Annotated in this window: 13 protein-coding genes; 3 read left to right on the forward strand and 10 right to left on the reverse strand. The window is 66.1% G+C overall.

Annotation, left to right across the window (positions count from 1 at the left end):
* Window positions 1–21: 21 nt before the first annotated feature.
* The 3 genes from ACFQU0_RS14140 (at window position 22) to ACFQU0_RS14150 (ending at window position 2,016) form a co-directional block, all read left to right on the forward strand.
* Window positions 22–1,203, forward strand: coding sequence for a GGDEF domain-containing protein (locus ACFQU0_RS14140; RefSeq protein ID WP_382201848.1), 1,182 nt, complete (start codon window positions 22–24; stop codon window positions 1,201–1,203).
* On the forward strand, window positions 1,200–1,475 hold the full coding sequence (locus ACFQU0_RS14145; protein ID WP_382201850.1) for a VF530 family protein: 276 nt from the start codon (window positions 1,200–1,202) through the stop codon (window positions 1,473–1,475). The genes ACFQU0_RS14140 and ACFQU0_RS14145 overlap by 4 nt, the downstream gene beginning before the upstream one ends.
* A gap of 97 nt (window positions 1,476–1,572) precedes the next feature.
* Entirely contained in the window at window positions 1,573–2,016 is a 444-nt protein-coding gene (locus ACFQU0_RS14150; RefSeq protein WP_382201852.1) for a universal stress protein, read from the forward strand.
* 15 nt (window positions 2,017–2,031) lie between these two features.
* On the opposite strand, the gene ACFQU0_RS14155 is transcribed toward ACFQU0_RS14150, so the two are convergent.
* The 10 genes from ACFQU0_RS14155 to narH all read right to left on the reverse strand — a co-directional run bounded on the left by ACFQU0_RS14155 (window position 2,032) and on the right by narH (window position 12,231).
* Window positions 2,032–3,180 carry a sensor domain-containing diguanylate cyclase gene (locus ACFQU0_RS14155; RefSeq protein WP_382201853.1) on the reverse strand — a complete coding sequence of 383 codons (1,149 nt, stop codon included), beginning with the start codon at window positions 3,178–3,180 and terminating at the stop codon, window positions 2,032–2,034.
* Window positions 3,181–3,246: 66 nt separating this feature from the next.
* Window positions 3,247–3,657 (reverse strand): ribonucleotide reductase subunit alpha, encoded by a 411-nt coding sequence (locus ACFQU0_RS14160; RefSeq protein WP_382201855.1) that lies wholly within the window; start codon window positions 3,655–3,657, stop codon window positions 3,247–3,249.
* 5 nt (window positions 3,658–3,662) lie between these two features.
* A complete protein-coding gene (locus ACFQU0_RS14165) occupies window positions 3,663–4,001 on the reverse strand; it encodes a zinc ribbon domain-containing protein YjdM (protein WP_382201857.1) in 339 nt (112 codons plus the stop codon).
* 39 nt (window positions 4,002–4,040) lie between these two features.
* Window positions 4,041–6,461, reverse strand: coding sequence for an adenosylcobalamin-dependent ribonucleoside-diphosphate reductase (locus tag ACFQU0_RS14170; RefSeq protein WP_382201858.1), 2,421 nt, complete (start codon window positions 6,459–6,461; stop codon window positions 4,041–4,043).
* Window positions 6,458–7,720 carry an NAD(P)H-dependent flavin oxidoreductase gene (locus ACFQU0_RS14175; protein ID WP_382201859.1) on the reverse strand — a complete coding sequence of 421 codons (1,263 nt, stop codon included), beginning with the start codon at window positions 7,718–7,720 and terminating at the stop codon, window positions 6,458–6,460. The genes ACFQU0_RS14170 and ACFQU0_RS14175 overlap by 4 nt, the downstream gene beginning before the upstream one ends.
* A complete protein-coding gene (locus tag ACFQU0_RS14180) occupies window positions 7,698–8,405 on the reverse strand; it encodes a carbonic anhydrase (RefSeq protein WP_382201861.1) in 708 nt (235 codons plus the stop codon). The genes ACFQU0_RS14175 and ACFQU0_RS14180 overlap by 23 nt, the downstream gene beginning before the upstream one ends.
* The gene (locus ACFQU0_RS14185) at window positions 8,402–9,274 is read right to left on the reverse strand and encodes a peptidylprolyl isomerase (RefSeq protein ID WP_382201863.1); all 873 of its coding nucleotides are present in this window, start codon (window positions 9,272–9,274) and stop codon (window positions 8,402–8,404) included. The genes ACFQU0_RS14180 and ACFQU0_RS14185 overlap by 4 nt, the downstream gene beginning before the upstream one ends.
* A gap of 1 nt (window position 9,275) precedes the next feature.
* Complete coding sequence (narI, locus tag ACFQU0_RS14190; RefSeq protein ID WP_382201865.1) at window positions 9,276–10,001, reverse strand: respiratory nitrate reductase subunit gamma; 726 nt, start codon at window positions 9,999–10,001, stop codon at window positions 9,276–9,278.
* A complete protein-coding gene (narJ, locus tag ACFQU0_RS14195; RefSeq protein WP_382201904.1) occupies window positions 9,998–10,693 on the reverse strand; it encodes a nitrate reductase molybdenum cofactor assembly chaperone in 696 nt (231 codons plus the stop codon). The genes narI and narJ overlap by 4 nt, the downstream gene beginning before the upstream one ends.
* A 5-nt stretch (window positions 10,694–10,698) precedes the next feature.
* Window positions 10,699–12,231 carry a nitrate reductase subunit beta gene (gene narH, locus ACFQU0_RS14200; protein ID WP_382201866.1) on the reverse strand — a complete coding sequence of 511 codons (1,533 nt, stop codon included), beginning with the start codon at window positions 12,229–12,231 and terminating at the stop codon, window positions 10,699–10,701.
* Window positions 12,232–12,235 lie beyond the last annotated feature (4 nt).

A 12,235-nucleotide genomic window follows, 5' to 3' on the forward strand; every position in this document is an offset into this window, starting at 1 on the left:
CAGTGGCAATAAAATTGACACATGTCTGGGATTGACCTTCGCACCATCAACCTCGTGACCGGCTTGATGTGTGTGGTCATGGGCACCGTCATCCTGGGCATGCGCCGCAACTTCCCGCCCAGCATCCAGGGGCTGGGCCTGTGGGGGTTGGGCGCGCTGTTGGGGATGCTGGCTTCCGCCTTCTACGGCGCCGAGCGCCTGATTCCGCCGAGCCTGGCGGCCATCGGCGGCAATGCCTTGGCGCTGACCGCCTGTGGTCTGATGTACTTCGGTACCCAGCGTTTCTATGCACAACAGGTCCATTGGCAGCGGTGGGCGGGTGTGGGGGCCATCAGCTTGTGCGGGCTGACCTACTTTGCCGTGGTCCACCCCGACTATCAGATGCGGGTGGCCCTGTTCACCGCCACACTCGCCGGGCTGTTTGCCGCACACGCGCGATTGCTTTGGCGGCGGGGACGGGGTTTTGCTGCCCGGTTCACGTTGGTCGTGATGGGTTTGCAAACCCTCATTTTTGCGGCCCGTTGTGTGGCCGCTTTCTGGCTGGATCAAGCCAGCACCCACCGATTCGCCGCCTCCACCATACACAACGCCTATTTCGTCAGTTTCAGTTTCATGGTGCTGCTGTTCCTGGTGGGGGTGTTGCTCATGGCGAGCGAGCGTGTGCGTGCCGAGTTCGAGCACATGGCCACCTTTGACAGCCTGACAGGCGCTTTGAACCGGCGCGTGCTGCTGCTCGCCGGTGACCAGGAATTGTTGCGCTGGCAGCGGCACGCACACCCCTTTGCTGTGCTGCTGATCGACATTGACCACTTCAAACAGATCAACGACCAACACGGGCATTTGGTGGGCGATCAGGTCCTCAAGCGTTTGGCCGCCGCTTTGCGCCAACCGCTGCGCAAAACCGACCTGTTGGCGCGCTACGGCGGCGAAGAGTTCCTGGTGCTGCTGCCTGTCACCGACGAAGCAACAGCGCGTGAACTCGGCGAGCGGGTTCGTGCTGCGGTGCAAGCCATGCCCAGCGACCCGCCCGGCTGCCCATGCACCATCAGCGTGGGCGTGAGTGGCGTGCACGAGGGCGACACCACGTTTGACCAGCTGGTGGCCCGCGCGGACCTGGCGCTCTACCAGGCCAAAAACGCGGGCCGCAACCGCGTGGTCATGATGGACAACCCCACCCTACCCTCACACGGCCGCACCCCATGACCACATCCCCCACCCCGCCGCCCGCCGCCCAGCCGCGCAACCCCTTGCACGGGTTGACGCTGGAGGCCATTGTCAACGCGCTCGTGGCGCACTATGGCTGGGCAGGTTTGGCTGAGCGCATACCGGTGCGATGCTTCACCAGCGAACCCAGCGTGTCCTCCAGCCTCAAGTTCTTGCGCAAAACGCCCTGGGCCCGAGACAAAGTGGAAAGCCTGTACCTCTACATGTTGAGGGAAATCAAACGCAGCCCAAACAGCCGCCCCGGTACGTAGCATCCACACACACCTGCGTCAGGCCTTGAGCGACACTGAAATGTCAATGCCTGTGCACCGGCCCCGCATGGCCGCCACCTTTCTGGAGAGAGACAACATGTACAAGAAACTGTTTGTGCCCGTCGATGGTTCTGAACTTTCACACCGCGCCATGGACGGCAGCATCGCGCTGGCCAAACAACTGGGCGCGGCCATCAACGGTTTTGTGGTCGAACCCGATCTGCCGCTGTCGGTCGTGAGCCCCGACGCACACACCTCCACCGAACGCATCAAAAAACACGAAGCGCAGAACGAGGCACACGCCAAAGCCCTGCTGGACCAGTTCGCGCAACGCGCGAAGGCCGCAGGCGTTGACTTCGTGGCCAGCCATGTGACCGCCTATTCGGTGGACACCGCCATCATGGAAGAGGCCGAAAAAGCCGGCTGCGACATGATCGTGATGGTCACACACGGCAGGGGCCCGCTGGGCGAGTTCGTGTTTGGCTCGCACACCAAGTCCATCATCTCGCGCAGCAAGCTGCCCGTGCTGGTGCTGCACTGACGCAGGCTGGCGGGTTCAGGCGCTGATTTCCACCCGGTTGCGCCCAAGGTGCTTGGCGCGGTACAGCGCGGCATCGGCTTGGCGAACCAGCGAGGCCGAGTCGGTGGCGTTCTGCGGTGCCTCGGCCACCCCCACCGACACATGCACTTGCAAGGCCACGCCGTGGGCACTCAGGTTCAGCAGTGCCACCTGGCGGCGGATGTCGTGCGCGCGCGCTTCGGCCGCACCCAGCGGCATGCCGGGCAACAGCAACAAAAACTCCTCGCCGCCGTAGCGGCAGGCGATGTCGCCGGCGCGCAAGGACTGGCTGATCACCTCGGCCACCGCTTTGAGCACCTCGTCCCCCACGGGGTGGCCGTGGCCGTCGTTGATCAGCTTGAAGTGGTCGATATCCACCATCATCGCGCTGATGGGCGCGTCGTCGCGGGCACAACGTGCCAGTTCGCGGTCTATGGTGGCAGCCAAGTGGCGGCGGTTGTACAGCCCGGTCAGGTGATCCCGGTCCACCTCCTCCTTGAGCTGGCTCTGCAAAAGGCGGATCTCGTCGAGCTGCGCCTGCAGCGCCTGTTCGTTGCGGCGCAGACGTTGGCGCACCTGGTCCAACTTGACGGCCCGCGTCTGGGCACTCAAGCCAAACACCACCAGATACGCCGACAGGCTGGCCATGGACAACAGGGTCACCGGCAAGCTGGTGTGGGGTTCAAAGCGCCAGCCCAGCACCGCCCCGGCCAACACCATGCCCAGCCCATGCGCCGCCAAGGCCTTGAGTACACCCTGCCCCCCTTGGAACGCCACCAGATTGATGCACGGACCAACGCCCAACAGGAAAGCGATCCACAGCGGGAAACCCATGCCGGCCGACCAGCCGCCCAGGACGAAGGCGTCACACAGCATGTTCCGGATTTCTGCTGTCAGGGGTTCGGACGCACGCCGTGCGAGCAGGTAGGCCAGCTGCGGGTACAGCAAAAACTGCGCGAACAACACCCACCAGACCCAGCCCGCAGGCGCCGATGGCCACAGGTGCAGCCCCACCAGCAGGCCCAACAGCGCCCACGACCACGATCGGTTGATGTGGTTCATGTGCACCACCCAGTGCGATGCCCGCCCGGATGCGGGGCCGGCGCGCGGCGTGGTGGTGGTTGGCGGATCGGGTGGCTTGGACATGGTGGCCTCAAACGCAACCTGCAACCATAGCCGCCCCAGCGAGCGCGGTCAATGTCTGTGACGGTGTCAGCGCGCGCTGAGCGAGAGCGCCTCCCCGGCGCGGTTGAAGGGGACCAGCCCGTCGATGTCACCCATTTGCACGCGCTGCACCAGGCGGTCCAGCGCGCCGCTCACCTGCGCATCGTCGGGCGCTTGGCCGCCCTGCCCACCCAGCGCACCGGCCAGCACCATGGCCCAGACGGCGCCCCGACCGTCTGCCTCGGCCCGCAATTGCGCAAAGTCGGCCACACGTTCGGGCGCGAGGTCCACACACATCACCGGCACCATCGCGCCACCTTGCCCGGCCTCGAAGTCGGCGCGTTCGGCCTCACTGCTGCCTTCGGGCAGTTCCACCTGCACAAACACCAGCAACAGGCATTGCGGCTGGGCTTGAGCGCGTGCCGCGCGCAGCAAGTCGTCGAAGTGTTCGATGTTCATCGCCTTCAAGCCTTCTTGATGTACTCGGACTTCAGCTGCATGGCACCAAAGCCTTCGATCTTGCAGTCGATGTCGTGATCGCCTTCGATCAGCCGGATGTTCTTCACCTTGGTGCCCACCTTGATGACGGCCGACGATCCCTTGACTTTGAGGTCCTTGATCAGGGTCATGCTGTCACCGTCCTGCAGCGGGTTGCCATGGGCGTCCTTCCACACCCGCACCACGTCGGGCTCCGCTGTGGCGTTGGCCGCCCATTCGTGCCCACATTCGGGGCACACCAGCAGGGCCCCGTCGGGATAGGTCAACGTCGATTGGCATTGGGGGCAGGCAGGCAAGTCGGACATGAAAACGTGGTTCAAAAAAGGAAACGATGGTAGCCCGGCTCAACCACAGGCGCCGATGTGGCCACATGCCGTGCAGTATTCGCAGCCGTCCTTGCGGATGACCGCGTGGGCGCCACATTCGGGGCATTTGCGGCCCGCCATGGTGGTGGGGGGCAGCGGGGCGGCAGATGTGGCGGCGAGCACCGTGGCACCACCGTTGGCGCGCCGCTCCAAGATGTTTTGCACCGCGTAGGCGATGGCGGCCACCTCGGAATCGTGCCACAGGGGCACGCGGGTGCCGTCCTCGCGCACACGCTGGCCCAGGCGCACGGGGCCGCGGTCCCAGGCCACCTTGCGCATGTCGCTGAGCGCGCGCTCCAGAAAACCGCCACGCGCCGCCAGCGACAACATGCGCATGCTGGAGGTGATCCACTGCTGCGACTCGCCGCTTTGCCCCACCGGCATGAAGAACTCGATGGCGCGGTCCACCGTGCCAAGGCCATCGGCGGTGGGCACGGGCAGGAAGGAGACGATGATGTAGAGCGTCTTCTGCCCCTCGTGTGTCCAGTACTCGATCTTCTCGGCCACGGCATCGAGCGCACCCTTGGGCCGGCTTTCGATCACGGTGCGCATCGGGTCCACCAGCGGTGTGGGCGTGGGCAGAGACGTGGCCTTGGGTTCGGCAGGCGTCACCTCCAGCACCGCGCCCAGAATGCTGTTGGGCCGGTAGGTGGCCAGGCCCTTGAGGCCGGCGCGCCAGGCGCTGAGGTACAAGTCCTTGAAATCGCCGTAGGGGCAGTCGGCGGGCACGTTCACCGTTTTGGAAATGGCCGTGTCCACAAAAGGTTGCACCGCCTCCATCATGGCGATGTGGTCGTTAGCACCCATCTCCAGCGCGGTCACAAAGGCTTCGGACAGCGGGGCATCGGGGCCGTTGAGGTGGCGGAACAGCCGCCACGCGTGGTCCTGCACCTCGTAGCTACGCTGGCTGCCATCGGCCTCGCGCTTCTTGCGCGTGTAGGTCCACGAAAACGCGGGTTCGATGCCGTTGGACGCGTTGTCGGCAAACGCCAAACTCACCGTGCCTGTGGGCGCGATGGACAGCAGGTGGCTGTTGCGGATGCCGTGGGTGCGAATGGCCTGTTGCAGCTCGGCCGGCAAGCGGCTGGCAAAGGTGCCCGCTTCCAGGTAGGTCGCCACGTCCAGCGCCGGGAAGGCGCCCTTTTCTTGCGCCAGCGCCACCGATGCGCCGTAAGCCGCATCGCGCATGGCCTCGGCGATGCGGGCCGCCATGGCCCGGCCCTCGGGCGCGTCGTAGCGCCGTCCCAGCAACGTGAGCGCGTTGCCCAGGCCGGTGAAGCCCACACCAATGCGCCGCTTGGCCTGCGCCTCGCGCGCCTGCTCGGGCAGCGGCCAGTGGGTCAGGTCCAGCACGTTGTCCAGCGCGCGCACCTGCAAGGCCACGCTCTCGGCAAAGGCCGCAAAGTCGAACGCCGGCAAACCGCCGTGGCCAAACGGGTGGCGCACAAACCGCGTGAGAATGACGGGGCCGAGGTCGCAGCAGCCATAGGGGGGCAGCGGCTGTTCGCCACAAGGGTTAGTCGCGGTGATGGCCTCGATGGCACGCAGGTTGTTGTCGCGCTGGATCTGGTCGAGAAAGAGGATGCCGGGTTCGGCGAAGTCGTAGGCCGAACGCATGATGGTGTCCCACAGCTCGCGCGCGGGCAAGGTTCGGTAGACCCACTGGCCGTCGTCGTGCTGGTGGGCGCCGGCGGCGCACAAGGCCTCGCCGGGGTGGGCGGCGTGCACCAGGTCCCACGGCTGGTCGTTGGCCACGGCCTGCATGAAGGCATCGCTCACGCCCACCGACACGTTGAAGTTGTTCCAGCGCCCAGGCGTGCGTTTGGCGGTGATGAACTCCAGCACGTCGGGGTGGTCGATGCGCAGCACGCCCATTTGGGCGCCGCGCCTCGCGCCAGCGCTTTCCACGGTGGCGCAGGACTGGTCGAACACGTTGATGTAGCTGCACGGTCCCGAGGCGGTGGACGCCGTGCCCTTGACGCGCGCGCCACGCGGGCGGATGCGGGAGAAGTCGTAACCCACGCCGCCGCCACGGCGCATGGTCTCAGCCGCTTCGCGCAGGGCTTCGTAAATGCCGGGAAAACCGGCTTCGTCGCGGCCCTGGATGCAGTCGCCCACGGGCTGCACGAAGCAGTTGATGAGCGTGGCCTGGATGCCGGCACCCGCCGCGCTCATGATGCGCCCGGCGCCGATGGCACCTGCCTCCAGGTTGCGGCGGAACAGCGCCTCGAAATGCGCCTGCTTGTCGGGCGCCTCCACCGAGGCCAGGGCTCGGGCCACACGGTCGAACAGCGCGGCGGCGTCCGTCTCGCCGTGTTTGAGGTATTTCTCGCGCAGCACATCGGTGCTGATGTCCTGCGGCGGCAAGGCGAGGCTGGGGTTCAGGGGGTCGCGGTTCATGCGGGGGCTCCGGTAGCGGGCACACCGCCCATGGTGTCACGAACCCCGGCCAGCAACCAGCGCAGCAGGTCGGCCACCGGTCGGATTTCGTCGCCGAACGGCAGGCGCCCGGCCCCTCTGAAGAACAGGCCTCGCTGGGCATCGCCCTCCAGGGCATGGCCCAGTTGTTGGTCGATGCAGAACTGGCCGATCTCGCTTTTGCCATCGCGCAAGCCACATTGGGCAAGACAGTCGAACGACAGGTTGCACTTGCGCTTGAGGTGGGCCACGGCCTTGAGCTTGGGCTCGATGCGCAGGTATTTGTCGAGCCAGGGCGTGCGCACCGCGCGCGCGGGCAGCCCTGCCACGCTCACGAACTCCACGATGTCCTCGGGCTTGGCCTGGGCCAGCACCTGCTTGAAGGCCATGTCGGCATCACATTCGGCGGTGACGGCGAAGGCGGTGCCCAGCTGCACCGCGCTGGCGCCCAGGGCTTGCAGGCGCAACAGGTCGTCGTGGCTTGAGATGCCACCGGCGGCGATCAGCGGGATGTCGCGCTCCAGGCCGGCGCTCTTGAAGAACTCGCGCACCGCAGGAATCACCACCTCGAAATCGAAACGGGTGTCGTTGAGGTCGGACACGCGGGCCGCGCCCAGGTGGCCGCCGGCCAGGCGCGGGTGTTCGATGACGATGGCGTCGGGCAGGCGCCCTTTCTTTTCCCACTTGCGCACCAGCAGTTGCACGCCGCGCGCGTCCGACAGAATGGGGATGAGCGCGGTCTGGGGGTGGTCGGCCGCCAGCTCGGGCAGGTCCAGTGGCAGGCCAGCGCCCACCACCAGCGCGTCGATGCCACTGGCCAGCGCCTGGCGCACATAGGCTTCGTAGGCACTCAAGGCACGCATCACGTTGACGGCCAACAAACCGTGGCCATCGGCGGTGGCGCGGGCCGCGCGGATTTCGCGGTCCAACGCCACCAGATTGGCGGCGTTGATGCGGTCCTTGGCGTCGCTTTCCTTGTTGAGGTGGGCGGTTTGCGCCATCAGGTCGGGGTGCAGGCGGCGCAGGTCCACCGCCGAGATGGTGCCCATGGCCCCCAGGCGCGCCACCTGGCCCGCCAGGCGCGAGGCCGACACCCCCACCCCCATGCCACCCTGCACCACCGGCAGCAATTCGCGCCCGGCCAGCTGCAGCGGGCGCAAGCCCGACGCTCGGCACATGTTCAACAACCGTTGCCTCTCCGCCGTGTCGGCGCCCGCTTCAATCACTGATGACTTGTCCATCGTGTTCCACATAGGGTTGGTACGGCCCGGTGCCGCTCGTGGAGGCTACCGAAGCCGCCACGAAGTCCCCTTGCGCTGCGTCAAAGACATGCACTTCGCCGTCTTCGATCACGTAATGCCAGCCGTGCAGGGTCAACTTGCCGGCCTCAACCTCGCGCCGCACCATGGGGTAGCCCATCAAGCGTTCGAGTTGCAGCACGATGGCGCGCTGCTCGGTGCGGCGCATCGCCTCCGGGGTGGGCTGGACCGGCAGCAAGGCTTCGTCCACCAGCTTGAGCCAGGCCTGCAAGGCCACGGCCTCGGCCGGGGCGCCTTCGTAGGCGGTGCGTATGGCGCCGCAGTGGCTGTGGCCGCAAACGATGATGCGCTCCACGTGCAGGCCCAGCACCGCGAACTCGATGGCGGCCATGGTGCCGTGCAGGCCGTGGGATTGATCGTAGGGCGGCACCAGGGCGCCCACGTTGCGCACCAAGAACAGCTCGCCCGGCCCGGCGCCCGTCAGTAGGTAAGGCACCAGGCGCGAATCGGAGCAGCCGATGAACAGCGTCTTGGGGTGCTGGCCATCGGCCACCAGGTCTTGAAAACGCTGCTGGTGCAGCGGGAAGTAGTCGGAGTGGAAACGCCGCAGGCGCAGTAGCAGTTCGTCGCTCGCGCCCGAGGCCTCGCTCCCCCCGTCCGCGCTCACTGCACCAAGGGCGAGTCCGCCCCCTCCAGGTCCAGGCCCTCCACCTGCGCTTGCCCGATGAGCAGCCGCATGTACTGGCGCAAGGCAGTGGCGCGGGTCTGCAGCGTCATCTGCATGGCGATGCGATCTTGCACCGCCTCGAACGGTTGTTGTGCGCCCTTGCGCCGGCCCAGCACCTCCACGATGTGGAAGCCGAAACGCGTGTGCACCAGGCGCGGGTGCACGCCCATGCCCCAACCCGAGTCGCTTTGGTAGAACAGCTCGTTGGCCAGCTCGGGCGCGCAGTCGTGTGGGCCGATCCAGCCCAGCTCGCCACCCTCGGCGCTGCTGGGGCAGTTGGAGAGTTCGCGCGCCAGCTCGGCAAAACGGCCGGCGGGCACGTCCTTGCGCGAGAGTTCCAGCAGTGCGGTCTCGGCGCGCTGGGCCAGCTTGTGCACGTCCACCCCCGGCGTCACCGCAAACAGGATGTGGCGCACGTGCAAGGCCTGGCCGGTCACGAAGTGCAGCTTGTTGGCCGCGTAGTAACGCTCCTGAGCGCCGAGGTCGGGTGAGGGCGTGACCACGGCTGCGTCCACCATCTGCTCCAGCACCTGGCGCTGCGCTTCGTCCAGCGGCGGCGCGTGGTCGGGGTGGGTATCGGCCAGCAGGCCCTGGCGCACGGCTTCCTGGCGCAACAGCTCGGTGTGGGCGCGCTCCAGCAGTTCCTCAGGGTGAAGTTGTTCGCCGGGGCCCAACAAGGCCACGCCGTTGATGGTGGGGGACTTGAGGGCCGACTTGAGGGGCGACTGGGCCCCGCTGGCGCAGCCGCAGCTGCCACCACCGCCGCCGCAGCCCAGGTCGGCGGGCAGGGGAATGGTCATGGCGTTCATGTCAGTGCTCCTGGCGTGACGATGGGTTGAGTCCCGCAGGCAAGCCCAGCTTGCGGCTGCGCACCACCTGGTAGGGGCGCACGATGTAGGCCAGCGTGCCAAAGCCGCTCCACACGTGCACCAGACGCGAGAAGGGGAAAAGCAGGAAGATGGTCATGCCCAGCACCAGGTGCACCTTGTAGGGCCAGTCGAGGCCCACGAGTTGGGCGGCGTCAGGACTGAAGGTGACGATGCCCTGTGCCCAGGCCGAGAGCTTGAGCATGACCGCGCCGTCCGAATGGCCGATGGAGAACGGCAGCGTGATCAGGCCCAGCACCAGTTGCACCCACAGGATGACGAGGATCCCCAGGTCGGTGCGGTGGCTGGTGAGGCGGATGCGGTCATCGAACAGGCGGCGGTGCAGCAGCAGGCTGAGGCCCACGAAGCACACGGCGCCGGCAATGCCACCGGCGGTCACGGCCACCATCTGTTTCTGGCCGGCGGTGATGAAGGGCTCGTACACCCAGTGGGGCGTGAGCAGGCCCACGCTGTGGCCGAAGAACAGGAACAGGATGCCGATGTGGAACAGGTTGCTGCCCCACCGCAACTGGCCCTTGCGCAGCAGCTGCGAGGAGTCGCTTTTCCAGGTGTACTGGTCGCGGTCGAAGCGGGCCAGGCTGCCCATGAAAAACACCGCCAGACAGATGTAGGGATAGACGTTGAACAGGACGTTGTGCAGTGTGTTCATGCTCGCGCTCCTTGTGCCGTGGGGGAAGGGTTCTTGACGATGCGAATCGGTTGCACCTGCCCGGGTTTCGCCTGCCCGTCGGTGGAGCAGCCGCCAAACACCTCGGGTTCGGCCCAGCTCTCGTCCATGGCCGGCTCGTCGGGCACGGGCACGGCCTCGGCCTTCTCGCCGGCCAGCTCCAGCACGGCAGCCAACACGCTGGCGTAAGGGCTTTGGCGCTTGAGCAAGGCGCTGAAGATGGCGCGCACGATGTGGGCCGTCTCGCCCAGGAAATCGCGCGCCTGTTGCGGCGGCTGGGTGGAGGCGAACTCCAGCAGCACCGGCAGGTAGTCGGGCAACTCGCTGTTGTCGATGTACAGCCCGGCTTTTTCGTAGGTCTGGATGAGGTCGATCATGGCCGGGCCCCGGTCGCGCGAATCGCCATGCACATGCTCGAACAGGTGCAGCGAGGTGCTGCGGCCCCGGTCGAACAGCTCCACGTAATCGGACTCGACCTGCAGCGCTGGCAGCAGCACCAGGCGGTCCAGCAGGCGTTCGATCTCGTCGATGCGATCAGCCGGCAGCGCGGCCTCGTCGCGCAGCGCGGCACGCAACTCGGCCACGTGGGCGCGCAGTTCGGCGTCGGGGTAGCGCAGCAGGTGGGCCAGCACACGCTGGGTCAGGCGGGCCTGGGGCAATGGCTTGTTGAACAGCATGGTCAGACTCCTGCCTTGATGGGAATGGTGCGCTTCTTCTCGCTGCCGAACAGGCTGGTTTCGGTCTCGCCTTCGGAGCAACCGTTGCCAAAACTGAAGCCACAACCGCCTTTCACGTTGAAGGTGTTCTCTGCGTATTCGCGGTGTGTGGTCGGGATGACGAAGCGGTCTTCGTAGTTGGCAATCGCCATGGTGCGGTACATGTCTTCCACCTGCGCCTGGCTCAGGCCGACCTGGTCGAGCACGCCAGTGTTGACGACGCCGTCCACATGTTTGCCGCGCTGGTAGGCGCGCATGGCCAGCATGCGTTCGAGTGCGTGGATGACGGGACGAGTCTCGCCGGCGGTGAGCAGGTTGGCCAGGTACTTGACCGGGATGCGCAACTGGCTCACGTCCGGAATCTCACCGTTGATGCCCACCTGCCCGGCGTTGGCCGCAGCGGTGATGGGCGACAGCGGCGGCACGTACCAGACCATGGGCAGGGTGCGGTACTCGGGATGCAGCGGCAACGCCACCTGCCAGTCCACCGCCATCTTGTAGACCGGGCTGTTGCGCGCGGCCTCCAGCCAGCCTTCGGGAATGCCGTCTGCGCGCGCCTGGGCGATCACCTCGGGGTCAAACGGGTCGAGGAACAGGTCGATCTGCGCCTGGTAGAGATCGCTCTCGTTGGGCACGCTCGCGGCCTCTGCGATGCGGTCGGCGTCGTACAGCAGCACGCCCAGGTAACGGATGCGGCCCACGCAGGTTTCAGAGCACACCGTGGGCTGGCCGGCCTCGATGCGCGGATAGCAGAAGATGCACTTCTCGGCCTTGCCACTTTTCCAGTTGTAGTAAATCTTCTTGTACGGGCAACCGCTCACGCACATGCGCCAGCCACGGCACTTGTCCTGGTCGATCAGCACGATGCCGTCTTCCTCGCGTTTGTAGATCGAGCCCGACGGACACGACGCCACACAGGCCGGGTTGAGGCAGTGCTCGCACAGACGCGGCAGGTACATCATGAAGGTGTTCTCGAACTCACCCACCATGGCCTTTTGCGCGGCCTCGAAGCCGTCGAAGTTCTGGTCCTTGCTGCGCTTGGCGAATTCGCCGCCCAGGATTTCCTCCCAGTTCGGGCCCCACTCGATCTTCTCCATGCGCTTGCCGGTGATCAGCGAACGCGGCCGCGCGGTGGGCGCGTGTTGCATCTCGGGTGCCGACTGTAGGTGGTCGTAATCGAAGGTGAAGGGCTCGTAGTAGTCGTCGATCTGCGGCAGGTTGGGGTTGGCGAAGATCTTCATCAACAGCGACCACTTGCCGCCTTGCATGGGGACGATAGAGCCGTCGGCCTTGCGTTCCCATCCGCCCTTCCACTTGTCCTGGTTTTCCCAGTCCTTGGGGTAACCGATGCCGGGTTTGGTCTCGACGTTGTTGAACCAGGCGTATTCCACGCCGGGCCGGCTGGTCCAGACCTGCTTGCAGGTGACCGAGCAGGTGTGGCAGCCGATGCACTTGTCCAGGTTCAGGACCATGCCGATCTGAGCACGTACTTTCATGGTG

The sequence above is a fragment of the Hydrogenophaga defluvii genome (genome assembly GCF_042665235.1).
In the GTDB taxonomy this organism is placed as follows: domain Bacteria; phylum Pseudomonadota; class Gammaproteobacteria; order Burkholderiales; family Burkholderiaceae_C; genus Hydrogenophaga; species Hydrogenophaga defluvii_A.